This is a genomic window from Aquaspirillum sp. LM1 (assembly GCF_002002905.1).
Classification (GTDB): domain Bacteria; phylum Pseudomonadota; class Gammaproteobacteria; order Burkholderiales; family Aquaspirillaceae; genus Rivihabitans.
On the sequence record NZ_CP019509.1, the window covers coordinates 810,829 to 833,075 of the forward strand.

Annotated in this window: 12 protein-coding genes; 7 read left to right on the plus strand and 5 right to left on the minus strand. The window is 64.8% G+C overall.

The genetic code is table 11. The annotated features are described in order from the left end of the window. The 3 genes from hflC to BXU06_RS03625 all read left to right on the plus strand — a co-directional run bounded on the left by hflC (position 1) and on the right by BXU06_RS03625 (position 3,437). Positions 1-885, plus strand: coding sequence for a protease modulator HflC (gene hflC / locus BXU06_RS03615; protein ID WP_077296913.1), 885 nt, complete (start codon positions 1-3; stop codon positions 883-885). A 75-nt stretch (positions 886-960) separates the two neighbouring features. After that, positions 961-2,115, plus strand: a complete 1,155-nt coding sequence (locus BXU06_RS03620; RefSeq protein WP_077296915.1) for an ATP phosphoribosyltransferase regulatory subunit — start codon at positions 961-963, stop codon at positions 2,113-2,115. A gap of 26 nt (positions 2,116-2,141) precedes the next feature. After that, the gene (locus BXU06_RS03625; protein ID WP_077296917.1) at positions 2,142-3,437 is read left to right on the plus strand and encodes an adenylosuccinate synthase; all 1,296 of its coding nucleotides are present in this window, start codon (positions 2,142-2,144) and stop codon (positions 3,435-3,437) included. A gap of 113 nt (positions 3,438-3,550) precedes the next feature. Here the strand turns inward: BXU06_RS03625 and BXU06_RS03630 are convergent, their stop codons facing one another. The 4 genes from BXU06_RS03630 to BXU06_RS03645 form a co-directional block, all read right to left on the minus strand. After that, a complete protein-coding gene (locus BXU06_RS03630; protein WP_077296919.1) occupies positions 3,551-4,708 on the minus strand; it encodes a PLP-dependent aspartate aminotransferase family protein in 1,158 nt (385 codons plus the stop codon). Further along, positions 4,705-5,217, minus strand: a complete 513-nt coding sequence (locus BXU06_RS03635; RefSeq protein ID WP_077296921.1) for an OsmC family protein — start codon at positions 5,215-5,217, stop codon at positions 4,705-4,707. Before BXU06_RS03635 ends, BXU06_RS03630 begins: the two co-directional genes overlap by 4 nt. A gap of 112 nt (positions 5,218-5,329) precedes the next feature. Then, complete coding sequence (locus tag BXU06_RS03640) at positions 5,330-6,154, minus strand: ABC transporter ATP-binding protein (RefSeq protein ID WP_077296923.1); 825 nt, start codon at positions 6,152-6,154, stop codon at positions 5,330-5,332. Positions 6,155-6,161: 7 nt separating this feature from the next. After that, positions 6,162-6,998 carry an ABC transporter permease gene (locus tag BXU06_RS03645; protein ID WP_077296925.1) on the minus strand — a complete coding sequence of 279 codons (837 nt, stop codon included), beginning with the start codon at positions 6,996-6,998 and terminating at the stop codon, positions 6,162-6,164. A gap of 264 nt (positions 6,999-7,262) precedes the next feature. On the opposite strand from BXU06_RS03645, the gene BXU06_RS03650 reads away from it, so the two are divergent. Continuing rightward, positions 7,263-8,501: an RNA-guided endonuclease TnpB family protein gene (locus BXU06_RS03650; RefSeq protein ID WP_077296927.1), complete on the plus strand. Its 1,239-nt coding sequence runs from the start codon at positions 7,263-7,265 to the stop codon at positions 8,499-8,501. A gap of 217 nt (positions 8,502-8,718) precedes the next feature. On the opposite strand, the gene BXU06_RS03655 is transcribed toward BXU06_RS03650, so the two are convergent. Further along, a complete protein-coding gene (locus tag BXU06_RS03655) occupies positions 8,719-9,120 on the minus strand; it encodes an RcnB family protein (RefSeq protein ID WP_077296928.1) in 402 nt (133 codons plus the stop codon). Between the two features lie 270 nt (positions 9,121-9,390). On the opposite strand from BXU06_RS03655, the gene BXU06_RS03660 reads away from it, so the two are divergent. Genes BXU06_RS03660 through BXU06_RS03670 form a run of 3 tightly spaced genes read left to right on the plus strand, consistent with a single transcriptional unit; the run spans position 9,391 to position 22,242 of the window. Beyond that, the gene (locus BXU06_RS03660; RefSeq protein ID WP_253189517.1) at positions 9,391-18,195 is read left to right on the plus strand and encodes a GH36-type glycosyl hydrolase domain-containing protein; all 8,805 of its coding nucleotides are present in this window, start codon (positions 9,391-9,393) and stop codon (positions 18,193-18,195) included. After that, positions 18,192-19,844 (plus strand): glucose-6-phosphate isomerase, encoded by a 1,653-nt coding sequence (pgi, locus tag BXU06_RS03665; protein ID WP_077296932.1) that lies wholly within the window; start codon positions 18,192-18,194, stop codon positions 19,842-19,844. Before BXU06_RS03660 ends, pgi begins: the two co-directional genes overlap by 4 nt. A 13-nt stretch (positions 19,845-19,857) precedes the next feature. Continuing rightward, entirely contained in the window at positions 19,858-22,242 is a 2,385-nt protein-coding gene (locus BXU06_RS03670; protein ID WP_253189518.1) for a phosphoketolase, read from the plus strand. The last annotated feature ends 5 nt before the right edge of the window (positions 22,243-22,247 follow it).

Here is a 22,247-nt window from a genome sequence, read left to right on the forward strand (position 1 = left end):
ATGGACCGTATCATCCCGAGTATTATCGGCATCCTGGCCGTCCTGCTGGTGCTCAGCCTGTCGCTGTTCACCGTGGATCAGCGCCAGTTTGCCCTGGTGTTCCAGTTTGGCGAAGTGGTGCGCATCATCAAGTCGCCGGGCATCCAGTTCAAGATTCCGCTGTTGCAGAACGTGCGCTACTTTGACCAGCGCATCCAGACCATCGACCCGGACTCGCCCGAGCTGTTCAACACCCGCGAGAAGAAAAACGTGCTGGTCGATAGCTTTGTCAAATGGCGCGTGGTCGATGTCGAGCAGTTTTATAAATCAGTAGGCGGCAATGATGTGGCCGCCGTGTCGCGCCTGCGCCAGACCATCAACGATGGCCTGCGCGCCGAGTTTGGCCAGAAAACCGTCGCTGACGTGATTTCCGGCCAGCGCGACCAAGTGATGGAGTCGGTGCGCAAGCGCGCTGACCTGGATGCGCGCAAGATTGGCGTGCAGATTCTCGACGTTCGCCTCAAGCGGGTGGATTTCCCCGAGAAAATCAGCCAGTCGGTGTACGACCGCATGCAGTCGGAACGCCGTGCCGTGGCCAGCCAGCTGCGCTCGGAAGGGGCGGCTGAGGCCGAACGCATCCGCGCCGACGCTGAACGCCAGCGCGAAGTCATCCTGGCGGAAGCCTATCGCAAGGCCCAGGCGATCAAGGGTGAGGGCGATGCCAAGGCTGCTGCCATCTACGCCGAGGCTTACGGCAAAAATCCTGAGTTCTATGCGTTCTACCGCAGCATGGACGCCTACAAGCAAACCTTCCGCAGCAAGAGCGATGTGCTGGTGCTCGATCCGAGTTCGTCGTTCTTCAAGTACCTGAAGAATCCGGGTGCGGGCGCAAAGGCCACCCAGTAGGACAATTTAGGATTACAATAGCGGTTTGACCATTAAGCGGGGACGTTTCCCCGCTTTTTGCTGTGAATCTCTCCCATGCGAAACTGGCTGCTCCCTGAAAACATTGCCGATATCCTGCCCGCCACTGCGCGGCAGGTGGAATCGGCCAAGGCGGCAATGCTCGAACGGTTCCGGACTTACGGATACGAGCTGGTCTGTCCTCCCCTGATTGAATACGTCGACTCGCTGGTGTACGACGGTGACGCTGCCCTGGCGATGAAAACCTTCAAGCTGGACGATCAGCTGAGCGGTCGCCAGCTGGGCGTGCGCGCTGACATCACCCCGCAAGTGGCACGGATCGACGCGCATCTGCTGTCCAGCCGCCAGGGTGTCACCCGGCTGTGCTACGCCGGCAGCGTGCTGCACACCGTGCCGGAAAGTGCGATGCGCTCGCGCGAACCACTACAGGTGGGTGCCGAGCTGTACGGCTGCGCCGACATTGGTGCTGACCAGGAAATCGTGGCGCTGATGCTGGCTTCGCTGGAAGGCGTGGGCGTTTCCAGCCTGACGCTGGACATTGGCCACGCCGGGATTTTCCGCGCCCTGGCCAGCGCGGCGGCCCTGCCGGTACGCTTGACCGGCGAGCTGTTCGACGTGCTGCAAGCCAAGGATATCCCCAGCGCCGAAGCCTTGCTGACAGGCGTGGCCGAGCCGTACCGCGCCGCCCTGCTGGCCTTGCCCGGTCTGTATGGTCCGGATGCCCTTAGCCGGGCTGCCCAGTGTCTGCCGGCGCTGCCGGCCATCACCCAGGCGCTGGCGGATATGGCGCAGGTGGCAGCTGGGCTGGCAGGCCAGGTGGCGGTCAATTTTGATCTGGCTGACTTGCGCGGCACGGCATACCACACCGGGCTGATGTTTGCCGCCTATGCGCCGGGCTGGTCTGACGCGCTGGCGCGTGGCGGACGCTACGACAACGTTGGCGACAAATTTGGCCGCGCCCGCCCGGCCACCGGCTTCAGCCTGGATCTGCGCGACCTGATTCGCATCCTGCCACAGCGCAGCCTGGTGATGGGCATTCGCGTGGCCGCCGATCAGGCGCAGGCAGCGGCTGTCGAGCTGGCGGCGCTGCGCGCTGCGGGCGAGGTGGTGGTGGTGGATTATCTCGGCGAATCGGCAGCGGCGCTCAATTGCGACCGCGAGTTGGTCTGGCGGACGGACGGCTGGCAAGTCGCACCGTTCGTTTCCCATTGAACTGTATTGTGTAAAGAGGTTTCTTCATGTCCAAGAACGTAGTCGTGATCGGCACCCAATGGGGTGACGAAGGCAAGGGCAAGATTGTTGACTGGCTGACCGATCATGCCGAGGGCGTGGTGCGTTTTCAGGGCGGCCACAATGCCGGCCACACCCTGGTGGTCAACGGCAAGAAAACCGTGCTGCGCCTGATTCCGTCCGGCATGCTGCATCCTGGCAAAAACTGCTTCATCGGCAATGGCGTGGTGCTGTCGCCGGAAGCGCTGCTGAAGGAAATTGACGAACTGCAAGCTGCCGGTATTGACGTGGCCAGCCGCCTGAAGATTTCCGAAGCCTGCCCGCTGATCCTGCCCTACCACATTGCGCTGGACAAGGCGCGTGAAGCCGCCAAGGGCGAAAACAAGATCGGCACCACAGGCCGTGGCATTGGCCCGACCTACGAAGACAAGGTCGCCCGCCGCGCCATCCGCGTGCAGGACCTGTTCTTCCCCGAGCGCTTTGCCGCCAAGCTGGGCGAAAACCTGGCTTACTACAACTTCCTGCTCAAGGAATACTTCAAGACCGACACCGTGGACTTCCAGGACACCCTGGAACAGACCATGCTGCTGGCCGAGCGGATCAAGCCGATGGTGGCCGATGTGTCGCGCACGCTGTACGAGATGAACAAGGCTGGCCAATCCATCCTGTTTGAAGGCGCACAAGGCACCCTGCTGGATGTGGACCACGGCACTTATCCGTTTGTCACCTCGTCCAACTGTGTCGCCGGCGCGGCCTCTGCCGGCGCTGGCGTGGCCCCGCAAATGCTTAACTACGTGCTGGGCATCGTCAAGGCCTACACCACCCGCGTGGGTTCCGGCCCGTTCCCGACCGAGCTGTTTGACGACGTGGGCGCTGGCCTGGCCAAGCGCGGCAACGAATTCGGCGCCGTGACTGGCCGTCCGCGCCGCTGCGGCTGGTTTGACGCTGCGCTGCTCAAGCGGTCGATCCAGATCAACGGTGTGTCCGGTCTGTGCGTGACCAAGCTGGACGTGATGGACGGCATGGACGAAATCCGCCTGTGCGTGGGCTACAAAAAAGACGGCCAGACCTACGATATCCTGCCGTTTGGCGCGGAAAACGTTGCCGGTTGCGAGCCGATTTACGAAACCTGGCCGGGCTGGAGCGACACCACGTTTGGGGTGAAGCGCTACGAAGACCTGCCGGAAAACGCCCGCAACTATCTGCAGCGGATTTCCGAATTCTGCGAAGCGCCGATCGACATCATCTCGACCGGCCCGGACCGCGAAGAAACCATCGTATTGCGTCACCCGTTCGGCGCCTGAGTCACCCGCGCTGTACCCTGAAAACCCCCTGTCCGGCTTGGCCGGCAGGGGGTTTTTGCTGATGCACAAGACCGCCGTGATGCGGCCATCCTGGGGTGGTGACGCGCCAAGGCTTATTCAGCCAGCGCCTGTGCCCAGTCCGCCAGCAAATCTTCCACGGCTTCGATGCCCACCGACACCCGCAGCAGATCGTCCGGCACGCGGGTGCCGACGCCTTCCACGCTGGCGCGATGCTCTACCAGGCTCTCCACCGCACCCAGCGAGGTGGCTTGGCGGAACAGGCGCAGCCGGCCGGCCACGGCTTTGGCATGCTCGGCACCGCCGGCCAACTGTAGCGACAGCATGGCACCAAAGCCGCCGTGCATTTGCGTGCGCGCCACCGCATGGCCTGGGTCATTGGCCAGTCCGGGGTAGCGCACCGCCCGCACCGCCGGGTGGCTGGCCAGAAAATGCGCCAGCTGGTCGGCGTTGGCGGCGGCGGCGCGCACGCGCACAAACAGGGTGCGCAGGCCGCGTTGCAGCAGCCAGGCTTCAAACGGGCCAAGCACGGCACCACCCAGACTGCGGGCGCGGCGGATGCGTTGCCAGAAATCATCCTGCCGGGCGCAGATCAGCGCGCCAGCCACCACATCAGAATGGCCGTTCAGTGCCTTGGTGGCCGAGTGCAGCACGATGTCGGCACCCAGTTCCAGCGGGCGGGTGAACACCGGGGTGGCTACGGTAGAGTCCACCACGGTGCGCGCACCAGCCGCCTTGGCCAGTGCAGCAGCGGCGGCAATATCGGTGATTTCCCAGGTCGGATTGGCCGGCGTTTCAATCCACAGCAGCTGGGTGGGCGCGGCATTGAGCTGATGTTCCAGCTCGGCCAGGTCCGTATTGGCGTACTCGACCAGGGTGATGCCCCAGTGGGCGCAAAACTCGTGCAGCCAGTTGCGCCAGGCCCAGTACAGCGACTGCGGGGCCAGCACCCGGTCACCGGGGCGCAATGCCTGCAGCACGGCGCTGGCGGCGGCCATGCCGGAGGCAAACAGCAGCGCCTGGCTGCCGCCTTCCAGTTGGGCCAGCAACTGCTCGACGCCATCGTAAGCCGGGCTCTGATCACGCGAATACACCCGGCCACCAGGGTAGCTGCCGTCGGCGGCGCGCTCGAAGGTGGTGGACAGGTGCAGCGGCGGTGCCAGGTCGCGGTAAGGATCAGCCACGCTGCTGCCACCATGGGCGGCAAGGGTGGCGGGGTGCAGGGCGGGCGTGGGGGCGGTGGACGAGGTCATGTGGGTCTCTGCCGCTCCAGCAGCAGCTGGGGCGTCTGTTTCAGGGATTGAAAAATCACGCAGTAGCGTTCGGACAGGCGCAGCAGGGTGGCCAGTTGTTCGTCGCTGGCGTCGGTGTCCAGGGTAAAGCGCAGGCGGATGGCGGTGAATCCCACCGGGGTGTCCTTGCTGAGTCCCAGCGTGCCACGAAAATCCAGGTCGCCTTCGGCGCACACCTGACCACCACGCAGGACAATGCCCATGGCGGTAGCCACCGCCTGCAGGGTCACCCCGGCGCAGGCAGCCAGCGCTTCCAGCAGCATTTCGCCGGAACAGGCATCCTCGCCACTGCCGCCCGCCGCCTGGTGCAGGCCGGCCAGCACCTTGCCGTGGCCGGTTTCGAGGCGCACGGTCTGTTCGGTGGGGGCCAGCCGGCCCACGCTGGACAAGGTTAGCTGGGCCAGGCTGGGGTCTTGCTGGTAGGCGGCTTTCAGCGGTGCCTGACGCGCTTTCAGTTGCTCTGCGTTCATTGTTGTCTTCCTCGTGATGGTGAGTGTGTCCGCCCGCCGCTTGCTGGTCTGGGGCAAAAACGGCCAGCGGTCAGACAATATAACCAGATGAACGCATGCTGGAAATATCCGGCTAAATGGCAAAATGCATCCGGCTGAACGACAGCGTGGCAGTGGATGGGGTCGGATCGGTGGCCGCCGTGGCGTGTGCTGCTTCAAGCGGGTCGGCGGCGGCATGGTCAAGCAGTTGCAGGATGTGCGCCGCCAGGCCTGCCAGCTGGGGGTCATGGCGCTGGCGCGGGCGTGGCAGGTCCAGCGTGACTTCACCCCGAATCCGCCCCGGATGGCTGCCCAGCACAATCACCCGGTCGCTCAGATAAGCGGCTTCGTTGACATCATGGGTGACCAGCAGCAGGGTGATCTGGTGATGCCGGGCAATCGACAACAGCAGTTTCTGCAAGCGCATGCGGGTAAAGGCGTCCACCGCGCTGAATGGCTCGTCCAGCAGCAACAGCGAGGGTTGGGTGAACAGCCCGCGGGCAATCGCCACCCGCTGAGCCATGCCGCCGGACAATTGTTTCGGGTAGGCATCGGCAAAGTCGGCCAGCCCCACTTCGACCAGCAATTCCTGCACCCTGGGGTGCTGGCCGCCGCCACGGCCCAGCTCAAAGCCAACATTGTCGGCAACGCTCAACCACGGCAGCAGCCGGGGCTCCTGAAAGATAAAGCCCACATGGCGGGAATGCAGCGTGGGGGCTTCGCCGTGGATGCGCAGCTGACCCTGGTAGTCACGGTCCAGCCCGGCAATCAGGCGCAGCAGGGTGCTTTTGCCGCAGCCGCTGGGGCCGACCAGGCTGACCACCTCGCCCGGCGCGACGTTGAATGCCAGCTGGTCGATCACCTGACGCTGGGCAAAGTATTTGGCCTGGATAGCCAGTTCAAGCAAAGGGGTCGACATGGGCACCTCAGGCAAAACGACGGTCAAATACATCACGCCAGGCCAGCAGGCGCACTTCCAGCCGGCGCAGCAGGCTGTCGCTGAGCGTGCCCAGCAGCGCCAGCGTCAGAATGGCAATCAGCACCAGGTCGGCCCGGCCAGTTTCGCGGCCATCGGTGAGCAGATAGCCCAGGCCACGGGTGGCCGCCATCAGTTCGGCTGCCACCAGAAACATCCAGGCCAGCGACAAGCCGCTGCGCAGGCCGGTAAACAGATTGGGCAGCGCTGCCGGCAGGAAAATCCGCCGGACCAGCTTGCTGCCGCTCAGGCCATAGACCCCACCCACCTCCACCAGTTTGCGGTCAACATTGTGAATGCCCGCCACCAGGTTCAGGTACACCGGAAAAAACGCCCCAATGGCAATCAAGGTCAGCTTGGGCGCTTCGTCAATGCCCAGCCACAGCAGCAGCAACGGCACCCAGGCCAGCGAGGGAATGGCGCGCAGCGCCTGGAAGGTGGGGTCGAGCCAGGCTTCCACCCGGGGCGACAGCCCGACGGCGGCACCGGCAACAATCGCCAGGCTGGCGCCGATGGCAAAGCCGGCCAGCACGCGCAGCACGCTGACGCCAATATGCGCCGCCAGCACGCCGCTCTGGCTCAGGTCGGTCAGCGTCAGCAGCAGCTCGCTGGGCGGGGGCAGCAGATGGGCGCTGACCCAGCCCAGGGCCACCACGGTTTCCCACAGCGCCAGCAGGGTCAGCGGCACAATCAGCCCTTGTGCCCTGTGGCGCAGGCGGGCCAGGTCAAGTCCGGGGCCGTTGGCGGGAGTTGGTGCCACGGCGGAGAGAGGAGGATGAATCGGCATGAGGCGGGCTCCGTGAAGATCAGGCGGTGGGCCGGCGGCTTAGCGCACGACGGCTTTGGCAAACGCCGGTTCCACCAGCGCGTCGATCACCTTGTTCAGGTCGGTGCCTTTTTTCACCAGTTCTTCTTCCAGCAAAATCGGCGCGGCTGCCTTGAATGCCTTGACCCGGTGCGCGGCAAGCCCCGCCGTTCAGGGCGGGGAAGGATGGCGCGGACGGCGTAGCCGTCCTTGCCGTCGATGGGGGTGGGTTGTATAAAAACTGGTATGCAACGCCTTCAAGCCTACAAATACGAACTGATGCCGACCGGTGAACAGCAGCGCGACATGCGCCGCTTTGCTGGCTCGTGCCGTTTCGTGTTCAACAAGGCATTGGCCTTGCAAAAGGAGCGCTACGAGCAAGGCAAGAAGAAGCTCGGCTACGCAGGGCTGTGCAAGCTGCTCACCGAGTGGCGCAATGGATCTGAAACGCCGTGGCTGGCCGATGCGCCGGTTCATCCGCTGCAGCAGACGCTCAAGGACCTGGAGCGCGCTTACGCCAACTTCTTCGCCAGACGCGCTGATTTTCCGCGTTTCAAGAAGAAGGGCCAGTCCGACAGCTTTCGCTATCCAGACCCGAAACAGATCAGGCTCGACCAGGCCAACAGCCGAATCTTCCTGCCCAAGCTCGGCTGGCTGTGCTACCGCAACAGCCGGGAAGTATTGGGTGCGGTGAAGAACATCACCGTGAGCCAGTCCTGCGGCAAATGGTCCGTGTCGATCCAGACCGAACGCGAGGTCGAGCAGCCAATTCCAAAGGGCGGTACAGTCGGCATCGACATGGGTATTGCACGGTTCGCCACGCTCTCGGATGGCGCGTTCTACGCGCCGCTCAACAGCTTCAGGCGGCACGAAGCCCGCTTGCGCAAAGCGCACATGAGCCGCAAGACCAAATTCAGCAGCAACTGGAAGAAGGCCAAAGCCCGCGTCCAGCGCATCCATTCCCGCATCGGCAACGCCCGCCGCGATTATCTGCACAAAGCCACAACCACGATCAGCCAAAACCACGCGATGGTGTGTCTTGAGGACTTGCAGGTGCGGAATATGTCCAGGTCGGCGGCAGGTACACCCGAAACACCGGGCAAGAACGTTCGGGCCAAGTCCGGCCTGAACAAGTCCATCCTCGATCAAGGCTGGTTCGAATTCCGTCGCCAACTGGACTACAAGCTGGCGTGGAACGGCGGGCATCTCATCGCCGTGCCGGCGCAGAACACCAGCCGCACCTGTCCGTGTTGCGGCCATGTGTCGGCGGATAACCGCCAGACGCAGGCCAAGTTCGAGTGTGTGGCGTGTGGTTTCGAGGAAAACGCCGATCTGGTCGGCGCGATCAATGTGCTAAGGGCGGGACACGCCCGGTTAGCCTGTGAAGTGAGCGGTGCGGTCATGCCGCCAGCAGCAGGAACCCAGCGAAGCGACTCATGCCGGCTCGATGCCGGGATGAGCGCCGTAGGAATCCCCCGACTTTAGGCGGGGGAGGATGTCAAACCAGCCCAAGGACGCAAATCGGTTAAGGATACGCTGGTTTATTCAGAAAAATCGTGTTTGCCAGAAGCAAAACCCAGCAAAATCAAAATCCTGGATTCCCGCCTTCGCGGGAATGATGATTTTTTCAGCGTATCCCTACAAGCGCGCTGATTTTTTCAGAAAAATCGTTATGAGGGCATTCATGCGATTGTCCAGGGCTTCAGTGATTGAGCAAGATCTGGGCAATAATCCCGGTGGCAATCGCCACCAGCACATAGTCCGGGCCGTTCTGCACCCAGTGGTAACCGCGCGGCGGGGCGCTCAGGCGATGGCCGCGCCAGTCGTTGACCACATGGCTGCGCTGGCGGTAACGGCTGGGCAGACGGTCACCCCGGTAATAATTGTGGTTGGCACCCACCCCCCGCCCGCGTGGCCCATAGCGGTCATAACGGTCGCGGTGGTCGCCCCGGTAACCCCGGTCACGCGGATCACTGCGCGGGCCTGATTCACTGCGGTCTTGGTTCCAGCCCCGTTCGGGTGGGCCACCGGGTTCGGCATATGCCAGTGGGGCGCTGCCCATGACCACGGCCAGCACCAGCGCCACGACGATTCGATGATTCATAATCAGCCTTTCCGGAATCATGCCGCCCTGACAGGGTCCATTCCTCGCCCGCAGCCTGCATTGCTGCCGACTATCCCCCCATCGCCGGGTTTCCCTCCGTGCGTCAGCCCACATACGCGCCCGCGCCTTGCGATTACAGTAGGGCATTCCCCCTTGCCCGCCTGTGCGGTGTGTCCTTCCGGCACTCGCCAGCAGGCAGCTTCCCCGGTTGTGTCTGGCCATCCGATCACCAGGCCGGCAAGCCGCGGCCCACTCTGGAGAATTCATCCTGTGACAGCGCGCATTTCCACCCTGGCCACCTGGCTACGACAGTGGCGCACCCGGTCTGATGCTGGCCGGGTTTTCCTCCATGGCCTCCCGCTTGACCTGCCGTTGCGCGCCGAGCTGTTCAGCGCCGACCAGATGGAGCTGCACGGCCACACCCTGGCCGGGCAGCACACCCTGCATCCCCGCCACTGCCCGGACCTGCTGCTGGGCCGGCTGGATGACAACGCCGGCCTGCTGCTCAGTGGCTACGGCCTGCTCAATGCGGCGGTCAAGGCCAAGCGACGGCTGACCCCGGCGGGTGAATGGCTGCTGGACAACGCCTATCTGATTGAAGAGCACATCCGCACCGCCCGGCAGCATTTTCCCAAAGGTTACAGCCGTGAGCTGCCGGTGCTGGCCAGCGGCGCGTCGGCGGGGTTGCCCAGGGTGTACGACATTGCCCTGGAGGCGATCGCCCACGGCGATGGCCGGCTGGATCCGGAAAGCCTGAACCGCTTTGTCGCCGCGTATCAGGGCATTGCCGAGTTGAAGCTGGGCGAGCTGTGGGCCATTCCGATCATGCTGCGTCTGGCCTTGATCGAAAACCTGCGTCGGGTGGGGGCCAGGGTGGCGCAGGGCATGCTGCACCGCAATCTGGCTGATAGCTGGGCCGACCAGATGATCCAGACCGCCGAATCCGACCCGAAAAGCCTGATTCTGGTGATTGCCGACATGGCGCGGGCCAATCCGCCGCTGGTGAACTCGTTTGTGGCGGCGCTGGTGCGCCGCCTGCAGGGGCACAGCTCGGCGCTGGCGCTGCCGCTGACCTGGATTGAGCAGCGCCTGTCCGAATGCGGACAGACCATCGACCAGCTGGTGCAGTCAGAAACCCAGAGCCAGGCGGCCAATCAGGTGTCGATCAGCAACAGTATTGGCAGCCTGCGCTTGCTGGCTGCCATCGACTGGCGTGAATTTGTGGAAAACATGAGCCGGGTTGACCAGCAACTGCGCCAGGACCCAGGTGGGGTGTATGCGCAGATGGACTTTGCCACCCGCGACCGTTACCGCCATGTGATTGAAACGCTGGCCCGGCGCAGCCCGTTGTCCGAGGTGGCCATTGCCGGGCTGGCAGTCGAACTGGCGCAGCAGGGGCTGAACGGCCCATTGCCGCGTCGCGGCCATGTCGGCTTTTACCTGATTGACCAGGGCCAGATGGCGCTGATTGCACGCGCCAAAGTACGTCCATCGCTGCGCGAACGCTGGCGGCATCTGGGTCGCACCCCGCCTTTGCTGGGCTATCTGGGTGCAGTGGCGCTGCTGGCCAGCAGCCTGAGCAGCGGCCTGCTGCTGATGGCGCTGGCTGACGGGCTGGCCGACTGGGTGATTGGCCTGGTCACCGGGCTGGCCTTGCTGGTGAGCAGCCAGCCGGCGCTGGCGCTGGTGAACTGGCTGGCCACCCGGCTGGCCACGCCGCATGCGCTGCCGCGAATGGACTTTACCCAGGGCATGGCACCCTCGGCACGCACCCTGGTGGTGGTGCCCACCTTGCTGACCAGCCTGCCTGGCGTGGAGGCGCTGGTGGAGGCGCTGGAAGTGCGCTTTCTGGCCAACCGCGACCCCTGCCTGCACTTTGGCCTGCTGACCGACTTTGCCGACGCCGGAACCGAACATCTGCCGGGCGACGCCGCGCTGCTGCAGCGGGCAGAAAGCCGGATTGCCGCGCTGAACCGCAAATATCCGGACACCGGCCAGGCCGGGTTTTTCCTGTTTCACCGCCCGCGCTGCTGGAACCCGCAGGAAGGCTGCTGGATGGGCTACGAGCGCAAACGCGGCAAGCTCAGCGCGCTGAATGCCCTGCTGCGTGGCCGGGCCGGCGCGGCATTTTCGCGGATTGTTGGCGATACGGCGATACTGTCCGAGGTGCGCTATGTGATTACCCTGGACACCGACACCCAGCTGCCGCGCGACGCCGCCCGGCTGTTTGCCGCCACCCTGGCCCACCCGCTGAACCAGCCGCACTACGATCCGGTCAGCCAGCGGGTCACCGCCGGGTACGGCATCCTGCAGCCGCGCATGGCAGTCAACCTGCCCAGCACCAACCGCTCGCGCTATGCCCGTCTGTGCGGCAGCGAAGCCGGAATAGACCCCTACACCCGGGCGGTGTCTGATGTGTACCAGGATCTGTTTGACGAAGGCTCGTTCATTGGCAAGGGCATTTACCATGTAGACGCCTTTGAACAGGCACTTGACCAGCGCTTTCCGGAAAACCGCATTCTCAGCCATGATCTGCTGGAAGGCTGCTATGCCCGCGCCGGGCTGGTCAGCGACGTGATGCTGTACGAGGACTATCCTGGCCGCTACAGCGCCGATGTCAGCCGCCGTTACCGCTGGATTCGCGGCGACTGGCAGATTGCCCAGTGGCTGTGGCCAACCGTGCCCGGCCCCGATGGCACCCGGCTGGCCAACCCGCTGTCGCTGCTGTCGCGCTGGAAGCTGTTTGACAATCTGCGCCGCAGCCTGGCCCCGGCCACGCTGGTCGGGCTGTTTGTGCTGGGCTGGACTTCTATTCCATCGTATCTGGGCTGGACGCTGGCGCTGGTGGGCATGCTCACCCTGCCGGTGCTGGCCAGCAGCAGCCTGGACGGGCTGAGCCGGCCCAGGGATGTGAGTCTCGGCCAGCATGGGCGGGCGGTGCTTACCCGGCTGGGCCGGCAACTGGCGCAGGTAGGGCTGCACCTGGCCTGTTTGCCCCATGAGGCGCTGTTCAGCCTGGACGCCATTGCGCGCACGCTGATTCGCTTGGGCATCAGCCACACCCGGCTGCTGGAATGGAACCCTTCCGGCGAGCTGCAGCAGGCGTTTGAGCGCAAGGCAGCCCACCAGCCCGACCCCGGCGGTCTGGGCGATCTGGCGCACACCTGCGCCAACCTATGGGTGGGGCCGTTGCTGGCGCTCACCCTGCTGCTGGCGCTGGGCGGCTACCGCCCGGTGGCCCTGCTGGCGGCGTGGCCGGTGCTGGCGCTGTGGACAGCCGGGCCGTTGCTGGTGTGGTGGCTCAGCCGGCCACTGAGCCGGCCCACCTCGCCGCTCAGCGCCGGGCAGACCCGCTTTCTGCACGCCCTGGCGCGCAAAACCTGGGGGTTTTTCGAGACATTTGTCACCCGCCAGGAAAACTGGCTGCCGCCGGACAATATGCAGGAACACCCGGTGACGCTGATTGCCCATCGTACCTCGCCCACCAATATCGGGCTGTCGCTGCTGGCCAATCTGGCCGCCTGCGACTTTGGCTATATTGCCATTGGCACCCTGCTGACCCGCACCCGGCACACCCTGGCCACCCTGCATCGCCTGGAACGCCACCGGGGGCATTTTTACAACTGGTACGACACGCAAACCCTGCTGCCGCTGATGCCGCTGTATGTGTCGTCGGTGGACAGCGGCAATTTGTCCGGCCATTTGCTCACCCTGCGCCCCGGCCTGCTGGCGCTGGCCGACCAGCCGGTGCTGGGCGCACGCACTTTTGCCGGGCTGGACGACACCCTGACCCTGCTGCTGGACAGCGCCGGCGACTACCGCCCCGCCGCACTGGACCAGCTGTGCCACGATATCGAATGGGCCAATGATACGGCCCCCAATAGCCTGGCTACCGTGCTGTACTGGCTGGATGCGCTGAATGTATCGGCGCTGGCGGTGGCGACGCTGGCACCGCCAGACGACGGTCCGCGTCCCAACGCCGAATGGCCGGTGTGGGCGCAGGCCTTGCAGCGCCAGTGTCAGGACGCGCTGGACGACCTGGTATTCTTGCTGCCGTGGGCACGCCTGTCCGGCGACAACAGCGGGCTGGAGGCACTGCCGGGCTGGGCCAGTTTGCCCACTCTGCGCGACCTGGCGGCGCTGGCTGCCGGTGATGCCCAGGCCGACCCCGAGCCCCCGCGCGCCAGCTTTGCCCTGAACACCCGCCAGACCGAACTGGCCGCGCTGGTGCGTCTGGCTGGCCAGCGCGCCAGCGAACGGCTGACCAGCCTGGCGGAACTGGCGCAGCAGGTGGGCGAACTGGCCCGTGTCGAGTATGACTTTTTGTACGACCCGGCCCGGCATCTGCTGGCGGTGGGCTACCATGTTGAATCCCGCCGCTGCGACAGCGGCAACTACGACCTGCTGGCCTCGGAAGCCCGGCTGTCCTGCTTTGTGGCGATTGCCCAGGGTGCCTTGCCGCAGGAAAGCTGGTTTGCCCTGGGCCGCACCCTGACCGCCACCGATGGCGAGACCATCCTGCTGTCGTGGAGCGGGTCGATGTTTGAGTACCTGATGCCGCTGCTGGTGATGCCCAGCTACGACCACACCTTGCTCGACCACACCTGTCAGGCGGTGGTGCGCCGGCAAATCCGCTACGCCCGCCAGCGCGGCCTGCCGCACTGGGGGATTTCCGAATCTGGCTACAACGCGGTGGACACCCGGCTCAACTACCAGTATCGGGCGTTTGGCGTGCCGGGGCTGGGGCTTAAGCGCGGGCTGGCCGATGACCTGGTGGTGGCACCCTATGCGTCGATGCTGGCGCTGATGGTGGCACCCGACGCCGCCTGCCAGAACCTGCAGCGGCTGGCCCAGTCCGGCATGCTCGGCCAGTACGGCATGTATGAAGCCGTGGATTACACTGCGTCGCGGCTGTCGCGGGACCAGTCCTCGGCGGTGGTGCGCTCGTTCATGGTCCACCATCAGGGCATGGGCCTGCTGGCGCTGGCCTATTTGTTGCTGAACCGGCCCATGCAGCGCCGGTTTGAATCCGACCCATGTTTTCAGGCCACCACCCTGCTGTTGCAGGAGCGCATTCCGGCGGCCACCGCCAGCCATTTTCATGCGCCGGACGCCGAAGAGGTGTCGCCCACCTTGTCTGGCCCGGAAATGCCGATGCGGGTGTTCACCCGCCCCGATTCGCCCATGCCGGAAGTCCAGCTGTTGTCCAATGGCCGCTACCATGTGATGGTGACCCACACCGGCGGCGGTTACAGCCGCTGGAAAGACCAGGCCGTCACCCGCTGGCGCGAGGATGGTGCCCGCGACCACTGGGGGGCGTTTTGCTATTTGCGCGATCTGGCCAGCCAGCATTTCTGGTCTACCGCCCACCAGCCCACCCTGAAGGAAGCCGACCGCTATCAGGCGATTTTTTCCGAAGGCCGGGTGGAATTTCGCCGCAGCGACCATGGCTACGACACGCACACCGAAATTGTGGTGTCGCCAGAGGACGATATCGAGCTGCGCCGGGTGCGCATCACCAACTGCGCGCAGGTGCAGCGCACCATTGAAATCACCAGCTACGCCGAAGTGGTGCTGGCACCGGCCATGGCCGATGCGCTGCATCCCTCATTCAGCAATCTGTTCATCGACACCGAAATTCTGGCCGACCTGCAAGCCATTATCTGCACCCGCCGCCCACGCGCCCAGGGCGAAGCCACGCTGTGGATGGTGCATCTGATGGCGGTGCATGGCGGCGAGGTCGGGCCGGCCTCTTACGAAACCGACCGGCTGCGCTTTATTGGCCGCCAGCGCGGGCTGAACGACCCGCAGGCCATGTATGGCGAGGCGGCGCTGTCTGGCAGCGCCGGGGCGGTGCTCGACCCGATTGTGGCCATTCGCTATGGCATTACCCTCGACCCGGAACAGAGCACCACCATTGATGTGGTCACCGGGGTGGGCGACAGCCGCGAGGCGGTGCTGGCGCTGCTGGGCAAATACCGCGACCGCCATCTGGCCGACCGGGTGTTTGACCTGGCCTGGACCCACAGCTGGGTGAATCTGCAGCAAATCAACGCCAGCGAATCCGATGCCCAGCTGTATGGCCAGCTGGCCGGCTCAGTGATTTACGCCAATCCGGCACTGCGCGCCGACGCCAGCGTGCTGGCGCGCAATCAGCGCGGCCAGTCCGGACTGTGGGGCTATGCCGTATCCGGCGACCTGCCGATTGTGCTGCTGCGCATCCGCGACCCGGCCAATATCGAGCTGGTGCGCCAGCTGGTGCAGGCACACGCCTACTGGCGGCTGAAAGGCCTGGCGGTGGATCTGGTGATCTGGAACGAAGACCACGCCGGCTACCGCCAGTTGCTGCATGAGCAGATCATGGGCCTGATTGCCGCCGGAGTGGAAGCCAACCTTACCGACCGGCCCGGCGGCATTTTTGTCCGGGTGGCCGAGCAGATGTCTGGCGATGACCGCATCCTGTTCCAGACCGTGGCCAGGGTGATCCTCAGCGACAGCCGTGGCAGCCTGACCGAGCAAATCCAGCGCGGGTCCAAGGACACCCGGCCACCGGCCCTGCCCCGGCTGCTGTCGCGTCCGGCCAGCGCGCCGCCACGCATTGGCGCGGCGGCGGCCATCACCCCGCCGGCCCCGGCGCTGCAGTTTTTCAATGGCCTGGGCGGCTTCAGTCAGGATGGCCGCGAATACCGGATTACCCGCACCCATGGCCACCCCACGCCGGCTCCGTGGGTGAACGTGCTGGCCAACGCCGGCTTTGGCACGGTGGTGGCCGACAGCGGCGCGGCGTACACCTGGTGCGACAACGCCCATGAATTCCGCCTGACCCCGTGGAGCGACGACGCGGTCAGTGACAGCAGCGGGGAAACCTTTTACCTGCGTGACGAAGTGACCGGCACGTTCTGGTCACCCACGCCGCACCCCTGCGCCGGGCGCACGCCGTATGTGATTCGCCACGGCTTTGGCTACAGTGTGTTTGAGCACGACGAAGATGGCATCCGCACCGACCTGACCGTATACGTGGATGTGGACGCTGCGGTGAAATTCTCTGTGTTGCAGGTGCGCAACCACTCTGGCCGCGCCCGCCAGCTGTCGGCCACCGGCTATGTGGAGTGGGTGCTGGGCGATTTGCGCCCGAAATCGGCCATGCATGTGCTGACCGAGCTTGACCCGGCCAGCGGGGCAATTTGTGCCCGCAACCCATACAGCGCCGACTTTGCCGACCGGGTGGCATTTTTTGACGCCGACGGTGCCAGCCTGGCCAGCCAGGTCAGCGTCACCGGTGACCGCCGTGAGTTTATTGGCCGCAATGGCAGCCTGAGCCAGCCAGCCGCCATGCGGCACACCCGTTTGTCCAACCGGCTGGGGGCCGGACTGGACCCATGCGCGGCGATTCAGGTGCCATTTGAACTGGCCGATGGCCAGGCGCGGGAAATCATTTTCCGCCTGGGCGTGCGTCTGCCTGCCGGCCACACCCTGGCCGACGCGCTGTCGCCGCGCCAGCGCGCCCCCGATGCCGCCCACCATGCGCTGGCGGCTGTGCATGACACCTGGCGCACCACCCTGGACAGCGTGCAAGTGGACACGCCCGATCCGGCGCTGAACCTGCTGGCCAACGGCTGGCTGACCTACCAGACGCTGTCCAGCCGGCTGTGGGCGCGCAGCGGCTACTACCAGTCGGGCGGGGCTTATGGCTTTCGCGACCAATTGCAGGATGGCATGGCGCTGGTCCACACCCGGCCCGAGCTGCTGCGCGAGCACCTGCTGCGCTGCGCGGCGCGCCAGTTTGCCGAAGGCGATGTGCAACACTGGTGGCACCCGCCGTCAGGCCGGGGCGTGCGCAGCCGCTGCTCTGACGATTTTCTCTGGCTGGTGCAGGCCAGTTGCCGCTATGTGCAGGTGAGCGGCGACCACAGCGTGCTCGATCAGGAAGTGCCGTTCCTGCATGGCCGGCCCGTGCACCCCGGCGACGATGGGTACTACGACCTGCCCGGCCAGGCCGACACCCCGGCCAGCCTGTACCAGCACTGCATGCGCGCCGTGCTGCACGGCCTGCGCTTTGGCGCGCACGGACTGCCGCTGATGGGGTCGGGCGACTGGAACGACGGGATGAATCTGGTTGGCATTCATGGCCAGGGCGAAAGTGTGTGGCTGGGGTTTTTCCTGTACGACACCCTGCAGCAGTTTGCCCGGCTGGCGCGCAGCCGCCATGACCAGCGCTTTGCCGACCGTTGCCTGAGCGAGGCGGCCAGGTTGCAGCAGAATCTGGAGCAGCATGGCTGGGATGGCCAGTGGTATCTGCGGGCGTTTTTTGACGATGGCAGCCCGCTGGGCTCGCAGCACAATCCGGAATGCCAGATTGACTCGATTGCGCAAAGCTGGGCGGTGCTGTCCGGTGCCGGCGACCCGGCACGCGCCCGGCAGGCCATGGCGGCGGTAGACACCCGGCTGGTGCGCCGCGACCTGAAACTGGTGCAGCTGCTGGCACCGCCGTTTGCCACTTCGGCGCTTAACCCCGGCTATATTAGTGGCTACGGGCCCGGCGTGCGGGAAAACGGCGGGCAGTACACCCACGCAGCGGTGTGGGCCAGCATGGCGTTTGCCGCACAGGGCGATGCGCCACGCGCCTGGGAGGTGTTCCGCATGATCAACCCGCTGCATCACGCTGATTCTGCCCAGGCGATTGCCACTTACAAGGTGGAGCCGTATGTGATGGCCGCCGACGTGTATGCCTCTGCCCCGCATCAGGGCCGGGGCGGCTGGACCTGGTATACCGGCTCGGCAGGCTGGATGTCGGTGCTGATCATGGAGTCCCTGCTCGGCTTGCACGTTGAGGCCGGGTACTTGCGCTTCACCCCCTGCCTGCCCGCCGACTGGCCGGGTTTTACCCTGCGTTACCGTTACCGGCGCAGTCTGTACTGCATTGCCGTGCAGCAGTCGTTACTGCCGATGCAGGTGATCGTGGACGATGTGCTCCAGCCCGATGGCCGGATTGCCTTGCACGACGATGGCCACACCCATGCGGTGTCGGTGCGCTGCCCGTATGCCAGCCCCGCGCCCCGGAGCCCTGGGCAATGAACCGGTCACACAGCCAATTGCCGGCCTGGCAGGCGCTCCAGGCCCACGCCATCCAACTGGCCCCGTGTCATTTGCGCCAGCTGTTTGCCGACGATCCGCAACGCGGCCAGCGCTTCAGCGCCGAAGCCTGTGGCTGGTATCTGAATTACGCCAAAAACCGCATCACCGCCACCACGCTGGCCCTGCTGCTGCAACTGGCCAACGCCTGCCAGCTGCGCCCGCGCATCCAGGCCATGTTTGCCGGCGAGGCGGTAAATGTCACCGAGCAACGCGCGGCGCTGCACACGGCCTTGCGCCTGCCTGCCGGGGTGGCGCTGTGGCGGGACGGCGAGGATATTGCCGCGCAGGTGCATGCCGTGCTGGCGCACATGGCGGCGTTTACCGGGCAGGTGGTGGAGGGCCGCTGGCGTGGCTACAGTGGCCTGCCGATTCGCCATGTGCTGAACATCGGCATTGGGGGGTCTGATCTTGGCCCGGAAATGGTCTATCAGGCGCTGCGCCACTACCGGCACAGCCGGCTGGACTGCCGTTTTGTCTCCAACCTCGACCCCTGCGACTTCCGCGCCGCCACCGATGGCCTGAATCCGGCGGAAACGCTGGTGATTGTCTGCTCGAAAACCTTCAAGACCCAGGAAACCCTGGTCAATGCCCAGCGCGCCAGGGCGTGGATTGTGGCCGGGCTGGGCGACGAGCGCGCGGTGGCCCGGCATTGCGTGGCGGTGTCGGCCAATCGCGCTGCCGCTCAGGGCTTTGGCATTGACTGCGTGTTTGGCCTGTGGGACTGGGATGGCGGGCGTTATTCGCTGGATTCGGCGATTGGGCTGTCCACCATGCTGGCGATTGGCCCGGCGCAGTTTCACGCCATGCTGGCCGGGTTTCATGCCATGGACCAGCATTTTCTGCATGCGCCGCTGGCGGACAATCTGCCGGTGCTGATGGGGCTGCTGGCGGTGTGGTACAGCAGCTTCCTGGCCGCCCCCAGCGTGGCCATCCTGCCCTACGCCCACGATCTGAAACGCTTTCCGGCCTACTTGCAGCAACTGACCATGGAAAGCAATGGCAAAAGCGTCACCCTGGCCGGCAGGCCGGTGGATTATCCCACCGGGCCGGTGTACTGGGGCGAGCCGGGCACCAATGGCCAGCATGCGTTTTATCAGCTGCTGCACCAGGGCGGCCAGCTGATTCCGTGCGACCTGATCGGCTTTTGCCATGGCCTGACCGCAGACACTGGCCAGCACCAGCTGCTGGTGGCCCATTTGCTGGCGCAAGGCCAGGCGCTGGCGTTTGGCAACACCCTGGCCGAGCAGCGCGCCGACGGCGTGCCGGACTGGCTGCTGCCGCACCGCCGCTTTGCTGGCAACCACCCGAGCAACACCCTGCTGGCCGAGCGCCTGACCCCGGCCAGCCTGGGGAGCCTGGTCGCGCTGTACGAACACAGTGTGTTTACCCAGGCCTGCCTGTGGCAGATCAACCCGTTTGACCAATGGGGAGTGGAGCTGGGCAAGACACTGGCCAGGCAGATGCAGGCCGAACTGGCCAGTGCATCGGCGTCGGTCCGGCTGGACAGCGCAACCCTGGCGCTGATTGACTACTACCGCACCCACCAAGCATCCTCTCCCTGCGATTCGCGCAGCGCACCCACCCTCTAGCCGGAGATTTCCTGTGCACAGCCAACCCCTCCATTTTATCCTGCCAGCGCTTAGCAACGCGCTGCTGCAGCGCATGCACGCTTACTGGCAGGCGGCCAATTACCTGTCGGTTGGGCAGATTTACCTGTACGACAACCCGCTGCTGAAGCAGCCGCTGGAGCTGGCGCACATCAAACCGCGCTTGCTGGGCCACTGGGGCACCACACCGGGGCTGAACTTTATTTATGTGCATCTGAACCGGCTGATCTGCCAGCATGATCTGAACATGATCTACCTGACCGGGCCTGGCCATGGCGGGCCGGGGCTGGTGGCCAACAGCTATCTGGAAGGCCGCTACAGCGAGGTGTACCCGGAAATCTCCCAGGATGAAGCCGGCCTGAAGCGGCTGTTCAAGCAGTTTTCCTTTCCGGGGGGCATTCCCAGCCATGTGTCGCCAGACACGCCAGGATCAATCCACGAAGGCGGCGAGCTGGGTTATTCGCTGTCGCACGCCTACGGCGCGGCATTTGACAACCCAGACCTGATTGTGGCCTGTGTGGTGGGCGATGGCGAAGCCGAAACCGGGCCGCTGGCCACCAGCTGGCACTCGAACAAGTTTCTCAATCCGGTACACGATGGCGCGGTGCTGCCGATCCTGCATCTGAACGGCTATAAAATTGCCGGCCCCACCGTGCTGGCGCGGATTCCGCATGTCGAGCTGGACGCGCTGTTTCGCGGTTACGGCTATACCCCGTATTTTGTCGAAGGCGACGACGCCGAGCTCATGCACCAGAATATGGCCGGCACGCTGGACCGCGCGCTGGCGCATATCCAGGCCATCCAGCACGACGCCCGCACCCATGGTTTCAGCCAGCGGCCCGCCTGGCCGATGATTGTGCTGCGCTCGCCCAAGGGCTGGACCGGGCCAAAGCAGGTAGATGGCAAACCCAGCGAAGGCACCTTCCGCGCCCATCAGGTGCCCATGGGCGAAATGAACCGGCCAGGGCATCTCACCCTGCTGGAAGACTGGCTGCTCAGCTATCAGCCACAGCAGCTGTTCGACCCGGATGGCCGTCTGCGCGCCGACCTGGCGGCGCTGGCCCCCAAGGGCGAGCGGCGGATGAGCGCCAACCCGCACGCCAACGGCGGCCTGCTGCTGCGCGACCTGCGCCTGCCAGACTTTCGCGATTACGCCATCGACCTGCCCCATCCCGGCGCCGTCAAGGCCGAGGCCACCCGCTGCCAGGGCGAGCTGATCCGCGATGTGATCCGGCTCAACCCGCACACTTTCCGGGTGTTCAGCCCGGACGAAACCGCTTCCAACCGCTGGGGCGCGGTGTTTGAAGTGACCCAGCGCTGCTCCACGGCGGAAATCCTGCCCGGCGATGAAAACGTCTCCGCCGAAGGGCGGGTGATGGAAATGCTCAGCGAACACCAGTGCGAGGGCTGGCTGGAAGGCTATTTGCTGACCGGTCGCCACGGGTTTTTTTCATCGTACGAAGCGTTCATCCATATCGTCGATTCGATGTTCAATCAGCACGCCAAGTGGCTGAAAATGGCCAATGAAATTGCCTGGCGGCGGCCCATTGCCTCACTCAACTACTTGCTGTCCTCGCATGTCTGGCGTCAGGACCACAATGGCTTCAGCCATCAGGACCCCGGCTTTATCGACCATGTGATCAACAAGAAAGCCGAGGTCATCCGCGTGTACCTGCCGCCGGACGCCAACACCCTGCTGGCCGTCACCGACCATTGCCTGCGCAGCCGCAATTACATCAATGTGATTGTGGCCGGCAAGCAGCCGGAAGCGCAGTGGCTGGACATGGACGCGGCGGTCAAGCACTGCAGCGCCGGCATTGGCATCTGGGAATGGGCCAGCAACGACCGGGGCAGCGAACCTGATGTAGTGATGGCCTGCGCTGGTGACGTGCCTACGCTGGAAACCCTGGCCGCCGTGCAACTGCTGCGCCAGCACTGCCCCGAGCTGAAAATCCGCGTGATCAATGTGGTGGACCTGATGACCCTGCCACCGCCGCACGAACACCCGCACGGGCTGAGCGAGCGCGACTTTGACGACCTGTTCACCCGCGACAAGCCCATCATCTTTGCCTACCACGGTTACCCCTGGCTGATTCACCGGCTGACCTACGCCCGCCACAACCATGCTCACCTGCATGTGCGCGGCTACAAGGAAGAGGGCACCACGTCCACCCCGTTCGATATGGTGGTGATGAACGACATGGACCGCTTTCATCTGGTGGCCGACGTGATCGACCGCGTGCCGTTACTGGCACCGCGCGCGGCCTACGCCAAGCAGGCCATTCGCGACAAGCTGATTGAGCACAAGCAGCACATCGCCCGCCATGGCGAAGATTTGGCCGAAATCCGCGACTGGCGCTGGGACACCGCCACCGGGTAAGTGCC

Excerpts from the sequence above, each read along its gene's own strand:
- hflC (WP_077296913.1), top strand. The coding sequence starts at position 1 with ATGGACCGTATCATCCCGAGTATTATCGGCATCCTGGCCGTCCTGCTG.
- BXU06_RS03620 (WP_077296915.1), top strand. The coding sequence starts at position 961 with ATGCGAAACTGGCTGCTCCCTGAAAACATTGCCGATATCCTGCCCGCC.
- BXU06_RS03625 (WP_077296917.1), top strand. The coding sequence starts at position 2,142 with ATGTCCAAGAACGTAGTCGTGATCGGCACCCAATGGGGTGACGAAGGC.
- BXU06_RS03630 (WP_077296919.1), bottom strand. The coding sequence starts at position 4,708 with ATGACCTCGTCCACCGCCCCCACGCCCGCCCTGCACCCCGCCACCCTT.
- BXU06_RS03635 (WP_077296921.1), bottom strand. The coding sequence starts at position 5,217 with ATGAACGCAGAGCAACTGAAAGCGCGTCAGGCACCGCTGAAAGCCGCC.
- BXU06_RS03640 (WP_077296923.1), bottom strand. The coding sequence starts at position 6,154 with ATGTCGACCCCTTTGCTTGAACTGGCTATCCAGGCCAAATACTTTGCC.
- BXU06_RS03645 (WP_077296925.1), bottom strand. The coding sequence starts at position 6,998 with ATGCCGATTCATCCTCCTCTCTCCGCCGTGGCACCAACTCCCGCCAAC.
- BXU06_RS03650 (WP_077296927.1), top strand. The coding sequence starts at position 7,263 with ATGCAACGCCTTCAAGCCTACAAATACGAACTGATGCCGACCGGTGAA.
- BXU06_RS03655 (WP_077296928.1), bottom strand. The coding sequence starts at position 9,120 with ATGAATCATCGAATCGTCGTGGCGCTGGTGCTGGCCGTGGTCATGGGC.
- pgi (WP_077296932.1), top strand. The coding sequence starts at position 18,192 with ATGAACCGGTCACACAGCCAATTGCCGGCCTGGCAGGCGCTCCAGGCC.